This is a genomic window from Brachybacterium equifaecis, from assembly GCF_023509525.1.
Classification (GTDB): Bacteria; Actinomycetota; Actinomycetes; order Actinomycetales; family Dermabacteraceae; genus Brachybacterium; species Brachybacterium equifaecis.
In genome coordinates, this window is record NZ_JAKNCJ010000001.1 from 150,091 (window position 1) to 169,298 (window position 19,208).

Genomic DNA, 19,208 nt, shown 5'->3' on the forward strand with positions numbered 1-19,208 from the left:
TCTAGAAGGACTGCACCTGTGAAGACTTTTTCCCGCCGCACCGTGTTCTCCGGAGGCCTCGGCGCGGCAGCACTGACGCTCGCGGCATGTGGCGACCGAGCCGCTCCGACCGAAGTTGGAGGCTTCGCACCGCCTCCTGCCCTGACGCCGAAAGCCGGTCAGAACGTCGTCACCCAGACCCTCGCCGCGGCGCCGACGACGGTGGACCTCGGAGGGAAGACGGTCTCGACCTGGGCATACGGCGAGTCCCTCCCCGGGCCGCTGATCCGCGCCACGGCCGGGGATCTGCTGCGCATCACGCTCGAGAACCGCCTGCCCGAGGCCTCCACGATCCACTGGCACGGCATCCGACTGCACAATGCAGCCGACGGGGTTCCGGGGATGACGCAGGACCCGGTCAAGCCGGACACCTCCTTCACCTACGAGTTCGTCGCCCCCGACCCCGGCACCTACTTCCTCCACTCCCACGTCGGCCTGCAGCTGGACCGCGGGCTCTACGCGCCGCTGATCATCGACGATCCCGACGAACCCGGTGACTACGATGCGGAATGGATCGTGACTCTCGATGACTGGATCGATGGGACCGGGCAGACCCCCGACGAGGTCCTGGCCGCGCTGACCGGCGCCCGGCCTTCGGATGGCGGCGGCATGGACCACGGCGACATGCCCATGGGCGACGACGGACCTGGCGGCATGGACCACGGCGGCATGCCGATGGGGGACGAGCCCTGGGGCGACGCCGGTGACGTGGCCTACCCCCACTTCCTGGTCAACGGCCGGGTTCCCGAAGCACCGGAGATCTTCGAGGCGAAGCCCGGCCAGCGCGTGCGCATCCGTCTGATCAACGCCTCCGCCGACACCATCTTCGCCCTCGCGCTCGGCGACCACGACCTCTCCGTCACCCAATCGGACGGGTTCGCCGTCGAGCCGGTCACCGTCAAGGCGCTGTACCTCGGCATGGGTGAGCGGTATGACGTGGTGGTCACGGTGAAGAACGGCATGTTCCCTCTGGTGGCGCGTCCCGTCGGGAAGTCCAGCGGCGGTCAAGGGCTCGCCGTGCTGAGGACCGGTGCCGGGGAAGTGCCCGCTCCGGACGTTCAGGTCCGGGAGCTCGACGAGGACGTCCTCATCGGGTCCACCCTGGAACCGGCCGAGACCGCACGGCTCGAGGACCGCGCCGTCGACACCGAGCTGGAGCTCGCATTCCAGGGGTCAATGCAGCCGTATCAGTGGGCCATTAACGGCGCTCCCTACGGTCAGAACACTCCACTCAGCATCCGCGAGGGGCAGCGGGTGCGGATCACCGCGACCAACGAGACGATGATGAGCCACCCCCTCCACATCCACGGGCATACGTTCGCCCTGCCGTCGGGGCTCCGAAAGGACACGGTGATGCTCGCGCCCATGGAATCGTTCGCCCTCGACTTCGATGCGGACAATCCGGGCCGGTGGGCAGCGCACTGCCACAACGCGTACCACCAGGAAGCCGGCATGATGACAGGGATCGACTACGCGTCCTGACGTCGTACGTGCAGGTCCCCGACGTCGAGGGAGGCAGACGTCGGGGGCCTATGGCTTGGCAGGAGCGAGAACTGACTGCTACCCCAGTGTGGCCGTCAGCGTCCTTCGGAGGCGGTGAAGGCTGGGAGCAGGGTTCCGATGATGAGGTCGGCCGCGTCCCTGCGCTCGATCCGTCCAGCGGTCACCTCTTCGGCGGCGGCGTTCATGGCCAGATGGGTGACGGCGAGAAGCCAGCTGACCGGAAGCTCTGCGCGGAACACCCCTTCACGCTGTCCGCGTTCGAAGAGACCCTGCATGCGCCCCTCGGCCACCTCATGCATCTCACGGATACGCGCTGACGGCAATTCGCGCTGTGCCACCACGAGCACAGAGCGGACACGTTCCAGGAGAGACCAGCTCGACGCGATGAGGGCTTCGAGCGCTGCCGCTGGGTCCCCGTCGAGGGGTACGTTCCCGAGGACGTCCTCGGCCTGCTCGAGGCTGTCCGCGAGGGTCGCATCGATCAGTGCCGCGCGGTTGGCGAAGTGCCCGTACAGGGTCATGCGGCCCACGCCGGCTTCGGCGGCGATGTCGGCGACAGAAGCGTCCGGGTTCTTGCGCAGCGCGACCGGCGCGGCGGCGAGGATCTTCGCCCGGTTGCGCTGTGCGTCGACTCGCTGATTGACCGCCAGACCGCTCTTGCCGCGTTCACCTGCTGCGGTCGTGCCCTTGACGTTCGGCATCTTACACCTCTAACTCGTACGGGAATGTATGGGTTACTCTATCGGTTGTAACCCGTACACCGATGTTCGAGTTCGGTGTTGTGGGGTCCCACCCCACGGAAACGCAGTCAAGGACGGAAGGGCCAGAGGCCATGAGAATGAAGAAGCATGAGACGAACGAGGTGCGCCATGTCTGAAGCGGATGCACCTGTACCCCGGACGGGGGCGAAGCAGTGGTGGGGTCTTGCGGTACTCGTGATCCCCTCCACGCTGCTGTTCATGATGTTGACGATCCTGTTCCTCGCGGCCCCGAACATGGCCGCGGACCTGATCCCGACGAGCGCACAGCTGCTATGGATTCTCGACATCTACGGGTTCGTGATGGCCGGGTTCCTCGTCGCGATGGGCGTCCTCGGCGACCGCGTCGGCAAGCGCCGACTCATGGTTCTCGGCGCCATCGTGTTCGGGATCGTCTCGATCGCCGCGGCGCTGACGACGAGCCCGGAGCTGATGATCCTCTGGCGAGCCGTTCTCGGGCTCGGAGGAGCCATGATGCTTCCCTCCACCCTCGGGCTGATCTTCGTGCTGTTCGCCGACCCGAAGGCCCGCGGAATCGCGATCGGGGTGTGGGCCGGCGGCATCTCCGCAGGTGTCGCGCTCGGCCCCCTGCTCAGCGGGCTCCTGCTCGAGGCGTTCGGCTGGCAGTCGACCTTCCTAGTCGCCGTCCCGGTGATGGCGCTGGTCGCGATCGGTGCCCCGCTGCTCCTACCTGAGCACAAGGATCGTACTGCGAAGATCGACCTGTTCAGCGCCCTACTTCTCGTCGCCTCGCTACTCGGGATCATCTACAGCATCAAGCGCTTCGCTACCCAGGAGCCGGTCGGGCCATCGATCGGACTGCTGGTCGCCGGAGCGCTGATCGGTCTATGGTTCGTGATCCGGCAGCTGCGCGCCACACACCCTCTACTGGATGTGCGACTGTTCGCCAACCGCACCGTCAGTGGAGCGCTCACCGTTTTCCTCCTGTCGGCTGCGGCATTGGGAGGGGTGTACTCCCTGTTCACCCAGTACCTGCAACAGGTTCAGGGGCTCTCGCCGATGCAGGCGGGGCTATCGATCATCCCCGCCGCGGCGGTCCTCATCGTCGTCTCCACCCTCTCCCCGATGCTGGCCCGGAAATTCCGTCCTGGCAACGTGATCGCGCTCGGCCTGCTCACGCAGATCGTCGGGTACATCTTGTTCACGCAGCTGGACGCCGGCACGGGCCTCGCACTCGTGATCGCGAGCTTCGTGGTCACATACCCGGGGGTTGCACCATCGATGGCGCTGACGACGGAACTGGTCGTCAGCTCGGTCCCGCCGGAGAAGGCCGGCGGCGCCTCCGGTTTGGCGACCACCGTGAACGACTTGGGCATCTCCCTGGGGGTGGCGGTCATCGGCAGCATTGGCATTGCCACCTACCGCGGCCAGATCGCCGACACCATGCCCGACGGCGTGCCAGCAGAAGCAGCGGTCGCCGCGGAGTCCGGCATCGATGGAGCCCTCGCCACCGCGGGACAGCTGCCCGACGCGGTCGGCGCAGCCCTGACCACCGCGGCGCAACAGGCGTTCACCAGCGGGCTGAACACCGCCGGCATGGTCTCCGCTGTCATCGCCGCTCTCGCCGCACTCATTGCCGCTACGCGGTTGCGCCATATCCGACCCACCGGTGAGTCCGCGTCCGAATCGAGGCCCGCCGAGGAATCCGTGCGGTGAGTGGAGCCGGCGAGCCGCTGCCCGGCACTCGTAGCCACAGGCCTTGCGTGGTACCGGGAGGGGGTATAGCCTCAACCCTGGAAAGATACCCCGTGGGGGTATACAAATTGAGAGGAGCACGACCATGACGACGACGAACGAGTATCAGGTGACCGGAATGACCTGTGGGCACTGCGAGATGTCCGTCCGCGAGGAGGTCGGCGAGCTGTCCGGGGTGACTGACATTCAGGTCAGCGCCCAGACGGGCCGCCTCGTCGTCACCTCCGAGGAGCCCCTCGACGACGCACAGGTCCTCACCGCGGTCGAGGAGGCCGGCTACTCGGCGGTCAAGACCCGATGAATGCCGCGGGACGACTGATCGCCTACGGCGCTGCGATCGCAGTGACCTTCGGCGGCGCATTCGTCGCAGCCGGCGCCGTCGTCCCGGACCGGGTCGTCGAGCGATGGTCGGCGCAGGCAGCCGACACATCGTACGACGATCCCGACCACGGTGGAGGCGCGGATACGCAGCCCGAGGCCGCACCGCAGAAGGGAGTATCGATGTCATCGCAGGGATACGTGCTGTCCGAGGTTTCCGCTCCGCAGTCCGCTGAGCAGGCCGGAGAGCTCGCCTACACGATCACCGGGCCCGACGGGAGCCCCGTCACGGAGTATCAGGAGGCTCATGAGAAGGAGATGCACCTGATCGTTGTCCGCACCGACGGCACCCAGTACCGCCATGTGCACCCGGAGCTGGACCCATCCACCGGCAGCTGGTCCCTGCCCTGGAAGTGGGAGGAAGCCGGTACGTACAAGATCTACGCCGACTTCGCCCCCACCGGCGACGGCGAGGACACCCTGACGCTGTCGCGAACCGTTGACGTTGCCGGCGAACTCACGCCGGTCACCGACCGTCCCCTCTCCGCGAAGGACGAGGTCGACGGGTTCGAGGTGACTCTGGACGGAGAGCTGACTGCCGGGACATCCAGCGACCTCACGCTGAGCGTCACCCAGGACGGCGCTCCGGTGACCACCTTGGAGCCCTACCTCGGCGCCTTCGGCCATCTCGTCGCCCTGCGCGAGGGCGATATGGAGTACCTCCACGTCCACGCCGAGGGCGAGGACCCGGCTGCCGGGGAGACCTCCGGCCCGGAGATCTCCTTCATGGCGGAGGCCCCTACGGCCGGCCGCTACTACCTCTATCTGGACTTCCAGATCGATGGCGAGGTGCACACCGCGCAGTTCATCGTCGAGGCGGAGCAGGGCACCGAGAACGAGAGCGCCGATGCGCACCCGGACGGTCACTGACCCCTCCGGGCCGGATCGACCGTCGCAACAGATCGGAAAGGACCTGGAGTGAACACCGAAGCACCGCTCATCGCGGAGGCCGGCATCGAGCTGGAAATCGGCGGCATGACATGCGCATCCTGCGCGAACCGGATCGAGCGGAAACTCAACAAGCTCGACGGCATCACCGCGACCGTCAACTACGCCACCGAGAAAGCCAAGGTGACGGCCCCAGAGGGCTACGATCCGCAGCTGCTCGTCAGTGAAGTCGAAAAGACCGGCTACACCGCCGCGCTACCCAAGCCCACCACCGGCAAGGACTCAGCGAACACGCCTGGGGACGATCAGGAGGACTCCGACCCGGAGCTGACCTCGCTACGCCACCGGCTGATCGGTGCGGTCGCGCTGACCGTCCCGGTCATCGCGATGGCGATGATCCCCGCCATTCAGTTCCCCTACTGGCAGTGGCTCTCCCTCGCGCTCGCGGCCCCGGTCATCGTGTGGGGCGCCTGGCCGTTCCACAAGGCGGCCTGGACGAACCTCAAGCACGGCGCAGCCACGATGGACACGCTCATCTCGATGGGCACCTCCGCCGCCCTGCTGTGGTCCCTGTACGCACTGTTCTTCGGAACCGCCGGCACCCCAGGCATGACTCACCCCTTCGAGCTGACGATCGCGCCCTCCGACGGTGCGGCGAACATCTACCTCGAGGTCGGCGCGGGCGTCACGATGTTCATCCTGGCCGGCCGCTACTTCGAGAAGCGCTCCAAGCGCCAGGCCGGCGCCGCACTGCGCGCCCTGCTCGAGCTCGGCGCGAAAGAAGTCTCCGTGCTGCGCGGAGGCCAGGAGCAGAAGATCGCCATCGACGATCTCGTAGAGGGTGACGATTTCATCGTCCGCCCCGGCGAGAAGATCGCCACCGACGGCACCGTCGTCTCCGGCACCTCCGCGGTCGACGCCTCCATGCTCACCGGGGAGTCGGTTCCCGTCGAGGTGAGTGAGGGGGACGCCGTCACCGGCGCCACCGTCAACGCCGGCGGACGCCTCGTGGTCCGCGCCACGCGCATCGGCTCCGACACCCAGCTGGCTCAGATGGCGAAGCTCGTCGAGGACGCCCAGACCGGCAAGGCCGAGGTCCAACGCCTGGCCGACCGCATCTCCGGGATCTTCGTGCCGATCGTCATCCTGGTCGCCGCGCTGACCCTCGGGGCGTGGCTCGGCGCCGGGTTCCCCGTCACCGCGGCCTTCACTGCAGCCGTCGCCGTGCTCGTGATCGCCTGCCCCTGCGCGCTGGGTCTGGCGACCCCGACCGCGCTGCTGGTGGGCACCGGCCGCGGAGCCCAGATGGGTGTGCTCATCAAGGGACCCGAGGTGCTCGAATCCACCCGCAAGGTCGACACCGTGGTGCTGGACAAGACCGGCACCGTCACCACCGGCAAGATGACCCTCACCGATGTCGTCACCGATGAAGGCACCGATCGCGCCGAGCTGCTGCGACTGGCCGGCGCCGTTGAGGACTCCTCCGAGCACCCGATCGCCCAGGCGATCGCCAAGGGCGCCACCCAGGAGGTCGGCGAACTCCCGACACTCTCGGACTTCACCAACGTCGAGGGCAAGGGTGTACGCGGCACCGTCGAAGGACGGGCTGTCGTCGTCGGCCGAGAGAGCCTCCTCGCCGAGACGCAGATGGCCCTGAGCCCCGCGGTCGCCGCCGCCAAGGCGGAGGCCGAGGAACAGGGCAAGACCGTCGTCGCCATCGGCTGGGACGGAATCGCCCGGGGAATCCTGGTGGTCGCCGACACGGTCAAGCCCACCAGCGCTGAGGCCGTCACCGCGATGAAGGCGCTGGGTCTGACCCCGGTCCTGCTGACCGGCGATAACGAGGCCGTGGCCCGCCAGATCGCCGCTGAGGTCGGCATCGACGAGGTCATCGCCGAAGTCCTACCGTCGGAGAAGGTCGATGTGGTCTCCCGCCTCCAGCGCGAGGGCCGCACCGTCGCAATGGTCGGCGACGGCGTCAATGACGCACCTGCCCTCGCCCAGGCCGACCTGGGACTGGCGATGGGCACCGGCACCGACGTCGCGATCGAGGCCAGCGACATCACCCTGGTACGAGGCGACCTCCGCAGCGCCGTCGATGCCATCCGCCTGTCCCGCAAGACCCTCTCGACCATCAAAACCAACCTGTTCTGGGCCTTCGCCTACAACACGGCCGCGATCCCCATCGCCGCGCTCGGCATGCTCAACCCCATGCTCGCCGGCGCCGCGATGGCCTTCTCCAGCGTCTTCGTCGTGGGCAACAGCCTGCGCCTGCGCGGCTTCACCTCCATCGCGAAGAACTGACCCCTCCCCGCACGAAACCACTATGGAAGGAACCCCATGAACGACACGACCGACCAGACCTCCAGCTGCTGCGGCCACACCTCCCACTCCTCCGTGGAGTCCGAGGGGCGCCCGAACCTGATGGGCGCCGCGGAGGACGACATGGCCACCTGTCCGGTGATGGAAGGCCGGCCCGTCGTCAAGAGCATCGCCGAGGCCGCGGGCTTGTACCGCGACTACGAGGGCACCCGCTACTGGCTGTGCTGCGCCGGGTGCGGTCCCCTGTTCGATGCCGACCCGCAGAAGTACGTCGCCGCCTGAGGACCACCGCTCAGCGGGAGGGGGCCACTGTCAGGCAGTGCGCCCCCTCCCCCATATAGATCGGAGCTCGGCAATGCCCGACACGACACACGTTCTCGTCATCGGTGCAGGAGCTGCGGGGGCGGCCGCCGTTCGGGAACTCGCCCAGCACGAAGAGATCACTACAACCGCAATCATCGATACGGAAACCACCCCGTATAACCGCACTCTGGTCAACAAGGCTGTCGCCACCGGCCTCCTCGAACCCCATCACGCACATCTGCCAGTACTGTCCGCTCCGCCAGTCCGGGATCGCGTCCAGGCGGTGGACCCCCAAGAGCAGACCGTTCACCTGCGCTCTGGAGCCCGCGTGGACTATGACGCGCTGATCGTCGCTACGGGAAGCGTGCCACGCGCCCTGCCTCCGGGTATCACCAGCCCTGCCGCCCTGGAGAGCGGACGGGTGACGCATCTGCATTCCCTGGACGATGCGCTCCGTGTGCGCGGCGTCCTCGACCGCACGCCCTCCCCGCGGGTCCTGATCTACGGGGCAGGGTTCATCGGAGCCGAGACCGCGGGAATCCTCCGCGACGCTGGATGCAGGGTCACGCTCGCTGCCTCGTCGCCCATCCCCGGGGCCACCGCCTTCGGCGCCCAGGTCGCAGGACAGCTTTCCCAGGCACATCGGGACACTGTCGACACGCACTTCGGTCACGCGCTGACGCGCCTTGAGCTCGTCGAGAGCGAGCTGCACGCCGAGTTCACCGACGGCCGCGTCATTGCCGCGGACCTGGCCATCACCGCCCTTGGAACGCGCCCGCACTCCCCCTCCCCATGGGGAGGAGCGATCGCTGTCGATTCTCGGCTGCGCAGCCGTGACCACGAGAACGTCTACGCCGCAGGAGGCGTCGCGGTCCACGAGACTGACGGCACAACCTGGCGCATCGATCATTGGAGCGACGCCGAGGCACAGGGCGCGCACGCCGCACGCAGCGTCCTGGCCTCGCTCGGGCGCGCGGACGCCCCCGGGCCCTACCGACCCCGCGCCCTCTACAGCGCACAGATCCACCAGCACCTCTATCTCGCTGCTGGACACACAGGCCGATTCGGGAATTCGCGCGCCTTCTCTACCAGCCCCCTCGTTCTCACCCACGACCGAGCGGGTCGGCTCGTCGGAGTCAGCGGCTTGGACTCCGGCCCCGACGTGATGGCTCTCGTGCCGCGCCTCCACACCTCGATCACGCCGATGTTGACAGCAGAATCCGACCCCTCGACACATACCCCCTAGGGGTATATGGTGGGGTGCATGAACGCTGGCAACCACCCACACCGTCACGACCACGGAGAACCCGGCATGCAGCACTCTCATCCTTCCCCCACGCCTCATGGCGCCCACACCGGTATTGCTGAGCACGACGCACCCGAGGCGCATCACGACCACGGAACTCACGGAGACCACTCGGGACACGAGGGTCACTCAGGGCACGGGGGCCACGCCGGGCACGGGGACCACGTCGGGCAGTTCCGGCGGCTGTTCTGGATCAACCTGATCATCGCGGTCCCAGTTGTCGTGTTCTCGCCGATGTTCGCGATGCTGCTCGGGTACAGCGTTCCCGAGTTCCCCGGCGCTCTATGGATCGCCCCGGTTCTCGGCACAGTCATGTACATCTGGGGCGGCCGCCCGTTCCTCACCGGCGCCGTTTCCGAGATCCGTTCCCGTCAGCCCGGGATGATGCTCCTGATCGGGCTCGCGATCACGGTCGCGTTCATCGCCTCTTGGGGTGCGACTCTCGGGATCCTCGACCACCAGCTCGATTTCTGGTGGGAGCTCGCCCTGCTGATCGTGATCATGCTGCTGGGCCACTGGGTCGAGATGCGCTCCCTCGCCCAGACCACCTCCGCGCTCGACTCTCTGGCCGCACTGCTGCCGGACATGGCAGAACGCATCGACGGCGACGAGCTCGTGAGCGTCTCGCCCAACGAGCTGCAGCGAGGCGACCTCGTCCTCGTCCGCCCCGGGGCGAGCGTCCCGGCCGACGGCACGATCCGGGAAGGCCGCGCCGACGTGGACGAGTCCATGGTCACCGGCGAGTCTCGCCCAGTGACGCGCTCCACCGGAGACTCCGTCGTGGCGGGCACCGTCGCCACCGACTCCAGTCTCCGCATCGAAGTCACCGCCACGGGCGACGACACCGCCCTCGCCGGTATCCAGCGCCTGGTCACCGAGGCGCAGAACTCCTCGTCCCGGGCCCAGCGCATCGCGGATACCGCTGCGGCGTGGCTTTTCTGGTTCGCTCTCGGCGCTGCCGTGATCACCGCGGTCACATGGTCTCTGCTCGGGATGCCAGATGAGGCCGTCGTTCGCACGGTGACGGTCCTGGTCATCGCTTGCCCCCATGCGCTGGGGCTCGCGATCCCGCTGGTCGTCTCCATCGCCACCGAGCGGGCCGCCCGCGGCGGAGTCCTGGTAAAGGACCGTCTGGCTCTGGAGGCCATGCGCACGGTGGACGCGGTCCTGTTTGACAAGACCGGCACCCTCACCAAGGGCGAGCCCGTGCTCGCCGAGGTCATCCCTCGCCACGCGGAGGCCGCGGAGGTGTTGGCACTGGCGGCTGCGGCTGAGGCAGAGAGCGAGCACCCTCTGGCGCGTGCCATCGTCAGCAAGGCACAGGCCGACGGCGTGCGGGTCCCCACCGGCACTGACATCAGTTCCACCCCGGCTCTGGGCGTGAGCGCCCAGGTCGATGGCCATCAGATCCGCGTGGGCGGGCCCCGCCTGCTCGAGGAGACCGGCGCAGGCGAGATCGAGGAAGCCGTGTCCTGGCGCGAGGAGGGCGCGATCATCCTCCACGTGCTGCGGGACGGCGAGGTCATCGGCGGCCTCAAGCTCTCCGACGAGGTGCGCCCCGAATCCCGAGAGGCCGTCGACGCACTGCACAGCCTGGGCGTCGAAGTCGTGATGATTACCGGTGACGCCGAGGCCGTGGCGAACAGCGTCGGTCGCGAGCTCGGCATCGACCGCGTCTTCGCCGGGGTGCGACCCGAGGACAAGTCGTCAAAGGTCGCCCAGCTCCAGAAGGAGGGCAAGAAGGTCGCGATGGTCGGCGACGGCGTCAACGACGCTCCCGCCCTCGCCCAGGCCGATGTCGGCATCGCGATCGGTGCCGGCACCGACGTGGCGATCGCCTCCGCCGGCGTGGTGCTTGCCAGCTCCGATCCTCGCTCGGTGCTCTCGGTGATCGAGCTCTCCCGCGCCGCGTATCGGAAGATGAAGCAGAATCTCTGGTGGGCAGCCGGCTACAACCTGATCTCAGTGCCGCTCGCGGCCGGGATCCTCGCCCCGATCGGGTTCGTGCTGCCGATGTCCGTCGGCGCGGTCCTCATGTCCCTGTCCACCATCGTCGTCGCGCTCAACGCCCAGCTCCTGCGACGCCTCGACCTGCGCCCGGAAGCAACTGTCGCCGCCCTGCGTGACCGACGCTGATCCCGCTCACAGAACGGAAACACTCATGACCACCACCCCTGATATCAGTATCAGCTCCGCCGAGGGCCAGGCCTGCCACAGCGGCCCTCATGGCTACATCCAGGACAAGCCCCGCTACCTCAATCGACTCAAGCGGATCGAGGGTCAAGCCCGCGGAATCTCACGAATGGTCGAAGAGGACGTTTACTGCATCGACATCCTTACCCAGATCTCTGCCCTGAGCAGCGCTCTCGAGAATGTTGCGTTGGGCCTACTCGACGACCACCTCCGTCACTGCGTCCTCGATGCAGCCCGCGAAGGTGGGGACGAGGCCGAGGCCAAGCTCAAGGAAGCCTTCGAGGCGATCAAGCGCCTCGTCAAGTCCTGAATCATTCCTCCGCCAGCGACAATCCAGTCGATCAACTGCACAGCTTCGGAGCCAGCAAGATTTCCTGCGGTCCTCACTCACCACCTCGAAGAATCTGACAACTTCACGAGAATTCGTGCAGATGTCCTCCTTGCCGCGCCGCAGGTCATAGCGCCACACCCCTGTCAGATCGCGCGAGAACCTACAGCCCTTGTAGGTTCTCGCCCAACTTGGCCAGTTCTCACTTTCGTGTCACCCAGGGACCGACACGGAGGCGCTTCGACACATTCCCGCAGGTCGCGGCAGCGCTACAGCGCAGGCAAGCTGAGGATTTGGACAACTTAGTGAGAATCCGGGCACGTGCCCCACTTGTCGCACCGCAGGTCACAGCGCTGCACCTCTGACAGATCGCGCGAGAACCTACAACATGCGTGACCGGAGGACTTCGAAAGGTCGGGGGTCTCCCCACTGCGCGGTCAGGTGCCACAGCTGCTTGAGGGACTGCGGGTCGATCTCGCCGCTGCGGGCGGCGCGACCGATGACCGCGGCGTCGATCGTCTCGAGGCCGAAGCGCTCGACGATGCGATGGCCGAGCTGCACAGGCGCAGGGCCGCGATAGTCCTGGTGGGCGTCGAGTGCAGGCACGTCGAGAACACGGCCCTCGTGCCACTCGACAGGCACCGCGAGCCGGAGGGCCTGCTCTTCGATCGGCGTGCCTCGATAGCAGGGATCCAGGACGAGGGCCTCGACGTCGTCGGTCACGGTGATGGGACCGTGGATCTGCGCCTCGACGTACCCGTCGAGAGGGTCATAGCGGCTCTTCGCAGTTGAGGGTGTAGCGCCGGGGGCGAGTCAGGGACGGGGTTGGGGCGCGTCGTTGCGGGGGTAGACGTCGAGGTCTCCCCATGATGGAAGTTCTGACGCTCGCCATCGGGAAGACCTCGACATGCCCCACGCTACCTTCAACTGTCCTGACCTGACGACCTTCGCGGCCCTGGACGGGCTCGGACTGGTGTGCACGGGCCAGCTCCTCGAGCAGGGCGGGGCAGTCCTGGAATGCCGCCTCACGGACACGGATCCGTGGTGCCGGGCTTGTGGTGCTCGCGCGTCTTCGCGGGGCACGATCGCCAGGCGCCTCGCCCATGTGCCGTTCGGACACCGCCCGACCATGCTGCTGCTGAGGATTCGTCGCTACCGCTGCCAGCACTGCGGTCGCCGATGGCGGGAGGACACTCGGGGCGTTGCGGAGCCGCGGGCGAAGCTCACCCGCACCGCGCTGGCCTGGGTGCTGGCGGGCCTGGTCATCGACCACTTGAGCGTCTCTCGGATCGCTGCGGGTCTCGGCGTGGCCTGGCACACCGCGAACACCGCGGTCCTCGCCGAAGGCAAGCGGCTTCTGATCGGGGATCCCTCCCGCTTCGAGGGGGTGAGCGCGATCGGGGTGGATGAGCACGTCTGGAGGCATACGCGCCGCGGGGACAGGTATGTCACCGTCATCGTGGACCTCACCGCGAACAGGGCCGGCACGGGCCCGGCGCGCCTGCTCGACATGATCGAGGGCCGCTCCAAAGAGGTGTTCAAGTCCTGGCTGGGAGCGCGCCCGGCCGCCTGGCGCGATGGGATCGAGATCGTCGCGATGGACGGGTTCACCGGCTTCAAGACCGCTGCCGCGGAGGTCCTCCCGGGCGCGGTCGCGGTCATGGATCCGTTCCATGTCGTCCAGCTCGCCGGCGATGGCCTGGACCGGTGCCGCCAGCGGATCCAGCAGGCCACCTGCGGGCACCGCGGGCGCGCGGGCGACCCTCTCTTCCAGGCCCGCAGGGTCCTCCACACCGGCGTGAACCTGCTGACCGCGAAGCAGGACGCCCGGATCACCGGCCTGTTCGCCGATGACCGTCATGCCGCGGTGGAGATCGTCTGGGACTTCTACCAGAAGATCGTCGCCTCGTATCGTCAGTCGGACCCTGGCCGAGGCAGACACATGATGCGGGAGGTCATCGAGAAACTCGCCCACCAGGTCCCCGCCGAGCTGCCCGAGCTCGCGCGCCTGGGACGGACCCTCCACCGCCGCCGCGAGGACATCCTGGCCTACTTCGAGAACCCCCGCACCAGCAACGGCCCCACAGAAGCGATCAACGGCCGCCTCGAACACCTCAGAGGCTCCGCCCTCGGCTTCCGCAACCTCACCCACTACATCACCCGCAGCCTCCTCGAGACCGGGGGCTTCAGACCACGACTACACCCTCAAATGCGATGAGCCGTCATAGCGCTCGTCGACAGGGTCGAGCTCCAGGGCCGCGTCGTGCGCATCCGCGAGAGGGAGCAGGTCGAAGTGCTGCGCGGTGGCGAAGCGCGTCGGGCTGAACGCCGAGTCGGGGAAGCAGAATGTCGCCCGGTCGAGCATGTGCTCACGCAGCCGCACATGCGCGGAGCCGAATCGCGGTGCGCCGCCGAGGGGCCGCCTGCGGTGGTCGAGCGCGCCGTACTTGGGCCGCTCCACGGCGGGGGCATCGTCGTAGGCGCCCTCGAACAGTGCTCGCTCCCACAGCCACCTGTCTCCGCCGGGTTGAGCGGTCAGGCCGCCGCTGCTGGTGCCGGTCTCGAACTGGGAGCGGTACACGCCATCGTCGTGGAGGCCTTCCAGGACGTTCGAGCGGGCGCGCCCATCGCCGGCGGCTCGGTCCGGGTGGAAGTTGAGAGTGATCCGCAGCGACCGGTCCACGGGGCGGCCGCCGCACCGCCTCTCGACAGCGGCGATGGCTCGCCGTGCCCACACGCTCGCGTCGCTCACAGGCCCAACCTACCGATCCGACCCCTCCCATCGCCTCCCGGGGCAGGTGCCGGGGCTCGAGGTCTACGATCCTGACATGCCGGAGCAGACAGACACTCCCACCCCTATGACCACGCAGGTGCTGCTCGACGAGCTCGACGTCTACGGCCTCGAACCGGGCAGGCCCGGCGGCTTCCCCGCGGACGAGTACACCCCGGAGGCGCAGTCCCTGGCTGATCACCTGCTCGCAGACGGCAGGATCGACCTGGCTGCGGTGGACGAGATCTGGCTCCGATGGTTCTCGGAGACCCTGACCGATGTCGCCGGACCCGAGCGCGCGGCGGAGTTCGTCGAGAAGCTCAGCGCTCTTGCCCCGGGGAACGACGCTGCGGACCCCTCAGCGTCCTAGTCCGCAGAGCGGCGGGCGATCACGGTGAAGGCATGCCAGTGCTTGGGACCGGAGAAGGCTCGACCGTCCTCATCGCGCTCCTCGAGCTCGACGATCTCCAGACCGGTCCGCAGCGCCCGGACCTCCTCTTCGGAGAGATAGGTGCCCTCTGCCGACGCCCAAGTGTCCCGATCCCCGAAGAGGTCGACTGCCAGGATCCCGCCGGGCCGCAGCGCCTCCCGGATCCGCGACCACACGAGCGGGAACGCCTCGCGAGGGACGAACGGCAGGGACGCGCACGCGAGGACGAGATCGGCCGGGGGCAGAGGGTCCCACTCCTCGATCGGCATGGTCCGATGGGTGTGCGTGCCGAGCTCGGACAGCCGGGACAGCTCCGAAACCACCGTCGGATCGATGTCCTGGGTGTCTGCGCTCAGACCCTCCTCCAGCAGGTATCTCGTCTCGCGTCCGGCACTGCATCCGAGCTCGACGGCATGCAGTCCCGCGATGCCATCACGGCCCGCGGCCAGCGCATCCAGCGCCTTGAGGGCGAGCGGCCGCACGCCCCCGGTCCGGGCGCGCGCGGAGTTGAAGGACTGCCAGTCGCTGTCCCTGGTCGGGGTGGTGCCCATCACGCGATGTTAACCCCCTGCGTTAACCCCCTGCGTCGTGCCGACCCGGGCCGTCGCGAGGCTCACGGCAGCCGCAGACCCATCGCCGTCCGGGGCGCGCTGAATGGGCGCCGCTCCTCGCCGATCTCGGCCGTGAGCTCCGGGCCGAGCTCGGCATCCGGAAGGGGCCGGAAGCCCAGTCGGGAGTAGTAGGGAGCGTTCCACGGGACATCCGTGAAGGTGGTCAGCCTGAGCTGCTCGTCCCTGCGCTCGAGGGTCCAGGTCCGCACGGCCCCGATGAGCTGCGCGCCGACGCGCGTGCGCGCATGGTCCGGGTGCACGCTGACCTGCTCGAGGTGGGCCTGCCCGTCGCGCAGCACCGCGAGCGCGTATCCGGCCACCTCCCCAGCCGTCTCTGCGACCCAGATGCGGCCCTCCCCCACATGTCGGGCGAGGTCGTCGGTATCGGGGAGCGGGTCATCGGCGACGTCCGCCATCCCGATCTCGCGGAAGGCCTCTCCCGCAGCGGCTTCGATGGCGGGCAGGGCCTGGACATCGCCCATCTCGGCGAGCCGGATGTTCACAGTGGCCGCCGCGCCTCGAGCAGGTGCCGGGTCGAGTGCGCGAGGAACGGCTCCCCCGCCCGCATCTGCGCATCCAGGGCCCGCAGCTGGGGCTCGTACGCCGGGACGCTGAAATCCGGCACCCACCACACGCACTTGCGCAGGATCCACACCACCGCGCCGATGTCGAAGAACTCCATTCGCAGACGGGCAGTCCGCAGATCCATCACCTCCAGGCCCGCCTCGCGTGCGGCCTGCGCCTCGCGCTGCGCGTCCCGGCCGAGGTAGTGCTCGGGGCTCAGCGGCCCGAGGATCGCCTCGATCAGCTCGAAGGCCGAGGCCGCGCCGACGTGCTGGGCGAGATACGTCCCGCCGGGCGCGACCACGCGGTGGATCTCGGCGAAGTCCGGGGCGACGGGGTGGCGGGCGGTCACCAGGTCGAAGGAGGCGTCCGGCAGGGGCAGCGCCGAGGATCCGAGCGCGGTGCGCACCACGTCGACGCCCCAGGGCGCGAGGCGCCGCTGAGCCTGGGCGGCGTTCGGCGGCCAGGCCTCGGTTACGACCATGCGAGGAGGACTGCTCGCCGCCATCCCGAGCGCTTCTGCGAGGACCTCCCCGCCGCCGGTGTCGAGGTCCAGTGCGCAGTTCGCCGCCCCGAGCTGCTCTGCGAGCAGGCGAACGTACCGCCACGACGGGCGCTCCTCCGTGGCGCGACCCTCCAGGAAGCCGAACCCCCAGCCGTCGACGTCCGCCTGCTCAGCTTCCAGCACCAGTTCCTCGAAGCTCCTCATGGCCTCGACCCTCCCACATGCCCGGCCCCTACACTCGCCGCCATGGCCCACCGCATCTTCACCATGCCCGTCGCCGAGGTGTACCCGCACTACGTCACCAAGGTCGAGAAGAAGGGGCGCACGGTCGCGGAGCTGCGCGAGGTGATGCGCTGGCTGACCGGTTACACCGACGCCCAGATCGATCAGCACCTCGAGGATCGCACCACCTTTGAAGACTTCTTCGCCGCTGCCGACCTGAACCCCGCCTCCTCCCTCATCACGGGCTCCGTGTGCGGGGTGAAGGTGCAGGAGGTCGAGGATCCGCTCATGCGGAAGATCCGTTACCTCGACAAGCTCGTCGACGAGCTCGCGAAGGGCCACCCGATGGAGAAGGTCCTGCGCGGCTGACGCCGAGATCTGGCTGCGCGCCCGCCCCGCACGGCCCGCCCCGCGCGCCGCCGGTCGGAGCGGCCTCGGCCGCCGCCTCGGCTACCGTGACCCCGTGATCCTCCCCGACCTCCGCGAGCGCCTGCTCGCTCTCCCCTCCTCTCCGGAGCGAAGCGCCTATCTCGGCTTCCTCGAGACCCGCGGGGAGGACGCGGTGCGCCGCGACGGCGGTCCGGAGCACATCACCGCCTCCACGTTCGTGCTCTCCCCCGGCCTCGACCAGGTGCTGCTGTGCTTCCACCGCAAGGGGCAGTTCTGGGTCCAGTTCGGCGGGCACATCGAGCCCGGCGATGCCACGATCGCGGGCGCCGCTCTGCGGGAGGCGCGCGAAGAATCCGGCGTCCGGGATCTCGCTCTCGCCAGCACCGCGATCACCGACCTCGACCGCCACGAACTGCACGGGGGCTTCCGCTGCGCGGCGCACTGGGACGTCGGCTTCACCGCGATCCTGGACCGGTCGGCCGCCATCGCCGTCAGCGAGGAGAGCGAAGCCGTGCGCTGGTTCGCACTGGACGCGCTCCCGCGCGCGATCCCCGCCGCTCTCGAGACGCGCCTCGCGGCGGCCGTGCGCGCGGCGTCGAGAAGCGCGACAGCGGGCAGCACGACTGCTGGCAGCGCGGCGACGGGGAGCGCAGCCCCAGTGCGTCCGCCCCTGCCGCCCGACGCGCCCTCCCGCTCGTGAGCAGCCCCGAACCCCTGCACCGCGCGGCGCCGCGCCCCTCTCCGTGGACGCCGCCGTTCACCCGCTTCTTCGCCGCGCAGACCCTCTCCTTCTTCGGCAGCGCGATGACGCCAGTCGCGGTGAGCTTCGGGATCCTGCGCGTCACCGGGCGCATCGAGGACCTCTCGCTGGTCCTCGCCGCGAACATCGTCCCCATGCTCGCGCTGCTGCTCTTCGGCGGGGTGATCGGCGACCGGCTCCCCCGCGGCCGGGTCCTCGTGCTCACCCACCTCGCGGCCGCCCTCACCCAGGCCCTGACCGCGCTGTGGTTCTTCGCCGCCGCAGCCGGTATCGCCGACCGGCGCCACCTCGTGCTCCTGATGGCGGTCACCGCCGCGAACGGCGCGGCCGCCGCGTTCACGGCCCCCGCTCTGCGCGGCATCATCGCGGAGCTGGTCCCTGCCGCTGCGATCGGTGCGGCGAACGCGGCGCGCACCACTACCCGCAGCGCCTCCCGTCTGCTGGGGCCGACGATCGGCGGTCTGCTCGTCGCGACCGCCGGCGCCGGCTGGGCGCTCGCGATCGATGCCGCCTGCCTCGCGCTCGCGGCAGCGCTCCTGACTCGGCTGCGCACCGAGGGCCGCCCGGAGCGCACCGCGAGCATGCTCGCGGATCTGCGGGAAGGCTGGGCCGAGTTCGTCTCGCGCCGCTGGCTGTGGATCGTCTCCGCGTCGTTCTTCGCGGTGAACCTGCTGATCGGCGGGATCTGGCTGGTGCTCGGCCCGGTCGTGGCCGAGGGCTCGATCGGGGCCTCGGGCTGGGGCCTGGTGCTGGGCGCCCGCGCCGCCGGCCTCCTGCTCGCCGGGCCGATCGCCTACCGCTGGACGCCCTCGCGCCCCCTCATCTGGGCGCAGCTGCTCGCCCTGCCCTACGGCGGAGCCTTCCTCGCGCTCGCGCTCGCCCCGCGGCTCGAGCTCCTGCTGCCCCTGGCACTGCTCGCGGGCGTCGGCTCGGCGCTGGAGGCGATCCTGTGGGAGACGGCGCTGCAGCACCAGATCCCGGCCTCTGCGCTCTCCCGCGTGGCCTCGATCGACATGCTCGCCTCCTTCGCCTCCGTCCCGGTCGGCCAGCTGCTCGCCCCGGCCATCGCCGCTGCGGCGGGGGTGCAGGCCGCGATCATCGTGGGAACCGGCGTGCTCGTGATCGCTCTGCTGCTGCCGCTCCTGTCCCGCTCCGTGCGGCAGCTGCCCGGCGGACCGGCGGCGCATCCCGTCCCCTGACCCGGGGCCGAGGCCCGGGCGCA

General features: G+C 68.9%; 19 protein-coding genes and 1 pseudogene. 14 read left to right on the forward strand and 6 right to left on the reverse strand.

Annotation, left to right across the window (positions count from 1 at the left end):
• Positions 1 to 18 precede the first annotated feature (18 nt).
• Entirely contained in the window at positions 19 to 1,521 is a 1,503-nt protein-coding gene (locus Bequi_RS00705) for a multicopper oxidase family protein (protein ID WP_249736072.1), read from the forward strand.
• Between the two features lie 95 nt (positions 1,522 to 1,616).
• On the opposite strand, the gene Bequi_RS00710 is transcribed toward Bequi_RS00705, so the two are convergent.
• Complete coding sequence (locus tag Bequi_RS00710; protein ID WP_126988727.1) at positions 1,617 to 2,243, reverse strand: TetR/AcrR family transcriptional regulator; 627 nt, start codon at positions 2,241 to 2,243, stop codon at positions 1,617 to 1,619.
• A gap of 168 nt (positions 2,244 to 2,411) precedes the next feature.
• Here Bequi_RS00710 and Bequi_RS00715 point away from each other — a divergent pair, with 168 nt between their 5' ends.
• The 8 genes from Bequi_RS00715 (at position 2,412) to Bequi_RS00750 (ending at position 11,716) form a co-directional block, all read left to right on the forward strand.
• Positions 2,412 to 3,977, forward strand: a complete 1,566-nt coding sequence (locus tag Bequi_RS00715; RefSeq protein ID WP_249736073.1) for an MFS transporter — start codon at positions 2,412 to 2,414, stop codon at positions 3,975 to 3,977.
• Positions 3,978 to 4,101: 124 nt separating this feature from the next.
• Entirely contained in the window at positions 4,102 to 4,317 is a 216-nt protein-coding gene (locus tag Bequi_RS00720; RefSeq protein ID WP_126988729.1) for a heavy-metal-associated domain-containing protein, read from the forward strand.
• Positions 4,314 to 5,264 (forward strand): Ig-like domain-containing protein, encoded by a 951-nt coding sequence (locus Bequi_RS00725; protein WP_249736074.1) that lies wholly within the window; start codon positions 4,314 to 4,316, stop codon positions 5,262 to 5,264. The genes Bequi_RS00720 and Bequi_RS00725 overlap by 4 nt, the downstream gene beginning before the upstream one ends.
• A 105-nt stretch (positions 5,265 to 5,369) precedes the next feature.
• Complete coding sequence (locus Bequi_RS00730) at positions 5,370 to 7,586, forward strand: heavy metal translocating P-type ATPase (RefSeq protein WP_139017729.1); 2,217 nt, start codon at positions 5,370 to 5,372, stop codon at positions 7,584 to 7,586.
• A gap of 36 nt (positions 7,587 to 7,622) precedes the next feature.
• Positions 7,623 to 7,886, forward strand: coding sequence for a YHS domain-containing protein (locus Bequi_RS00735; RefSeq protein ID WP_126988730.1), 264 nt, complete (start codon positions 7,623 to 7,625; stop codon positions 7,884 to 7,886).
• Positions 7,887 to 7,959: 73 nt separating this feature from the next.
• Positions 7,960 to 9,153 carry an FAD-dependent oxidoreductase gene (locus Bequi_RS00740; RefSeq protein ID WP_164736293.1) on the forward strand — a complete coding sequence of 398 codons (1,194 nt, stop codon included), beginning with the start codon at positions 7,960 to 7,962 and terminating at the stop codon, positions 9,151 to 9,153.
• 66 nt (positions 9,154 to 9,219) lie between these two features.
• Entirely contained in the window at positions 9,220 to 11,349 is a 2,130-nt protein-coding gene (locus Bequi_RS00745) for a heavy metal translocating P-type ATPase (protein ID WP_249736075.1), read from the forward strand.
• A 25-nt stretch (positions 11,350 to 11,374) separates the two neighbouring features.
• The gene (locus tag Bequi_RS00750) at positions 11,375 to 11,716 is read left to right on the forward strand and encodes a metal-sensitive transcriptional regulator (protein ID WP_249736076.1); all 342 of its coding nucleotides are present in this window, start codon (positions 11,375 to 11,377) and stop codon (positions 11,714 to 11,716) included.
• A gap of 399 nt (positions 11,717 to 12,115) precedes the next feature.
• Here the strand turns inward: Bequi_RS00750 and Bequi_RS00755 are convergent.
• Positions 12,116 to 12,496, reverse strand: a pseudogene (locus tag Bequi_RS00755) (DUF3626 domain-containing protein); the annotation flags it as partial.
• 145 nt (positions 12,497 to 12,641) lie between these two features.
• On the opposite strand from Bequi_RS00755, the gene Bequi_RS00760 reads away from it, so the two are divergent.
• Positions 12,642 to 13,952 (forward strand): ISL3 family transposase, encoded by a 1,311-nt coding sequence (locus tag Bequi_RS00760; RefSeq protein ID WP_249736079.1) that lies wholly within the window; start codon positions 12,642 to 12,644, stop codon positions 13,950 to 13,952.
• Here Bequi_RS00760 and Bequi_RS00765 read toward each other — a convergent pair.
• Entirely contained in the window at positions 13,932 to 14,486 is a 555-nt protein-coding gene (locus Bequi_RS00765; RefSeq protein ID WP_249736081.1) for a DUF3626 domain-containing protein, read from the reverse strand. The genes Bequi_RS00760 and Bequi_RS00765 overlap by 21 nt on opposite strands.
• Before the next feature lie 76 nt (positions 14,487 to 14,562).
• On the opposite strand from Bequi_RS00765, the gene Bequi_RS00770 reads away from it, so the two are divergent.
• Positions 14,563 to 14,874, forward strand: a complete 312-nt coding sequence (locus Bequi_RS00770; protein ID WP_249736082.1) for a hypothetical protein — start codon at positions 14,563 to 14,565, stop codon at positions 14,872 to 14,874.
• On the opposite strand, the gene Bequi_RS00775 is transcribed toward Bequi_RS00770, so the two are convergent.
• From Bequi_RS00775 to Bequi_RS00785, 3 genes are all read right to left on the reverse strand, one after another.
• A complete protein-coding gene (locus Bequi_RS00775) occupies positions 14,871 to 15,485 on the reverse strand; it encodes a class I SAM-dependent methyltransferase (protein ID WP_249736083.1) in 615 nt (204 codons plus the stop codon). The genes Bequi_RS00770 and Bequi_RS00775 overlap by 4 nt on opposite strands.
• Positions 15,486 to 15,547: 62 nt before the next feature.
• A complete protein-coding gene (locus Bequi_RS00780; protein WP_249736084.1) occupies positions 15,548 to 16,048 on the reverse strand; it encodes a GNAT family N-acetyltransferase in 501 nt (166 codons plus the stop codon).
• Positions 16,045 to 16,818, reverse strand: coding sequence for a class I SAM-dependent methyltransferase (locus tag Bequi_RS00785; RefSeq protein ID WP_249736085.1), 774 nt, complete (start codon positions 16,816 to 16,818; stop codon positions 16,045 to 16,047). The genes Bequi_RS00780 and Bequi_RS00785 overlap by 4 nt, the downstream gene beginning before the upstream one ends.
• Before the next feature lie 42 nt (positions 16,819 to 16,860).
• Between Bequi_RS00785 and Bequi_RS00790 the strand changes: the two genes are divergently transcribed.
• From Bequi_RS00790 to Bequi_RS00800, 3 genes are all read left to right on the forward strand, one after another.
• Positions 16,861 to 17,205: a DUF2200 domain-containing protein gene (locus Bequi_RS00790; protein ID WP_249736086.1), complete on the forward strand. Its 345-nt coding sequence runs from the start codon at positions 16,861 to 16,863 to the stop codon at positions 17,203 to 17,205.
• A 94-nt stretch (positions 17,206 to 17,299) separates the two neighbouring features.
• Complete coding sequence (locus Bequi_RS00795) at positions 17,300 to 17,926, forward strand: NUDIX hydrolase (RefSeq protein WP_249736087.1); 627 nt, start codon at positions 17,300 to 17,302, stop codon at positions 17,924 to 17,926.
• Entirely contained in the window at positions 17,923 to 19,185 is a 1,263-nt protein-coding gene (locus Bequi_RS00800) for an MFS transporter (RefSeq protein ID WP_249736088.1), read from the forward strand. Before Bequi_RS00795 ends, Bequi_RS00800 begins: the two co-directional genes overlap by 4 nt.
• The last annotated feature ends 23 nt before the right edge of the window (positions 19,186 to 19,208 follow it).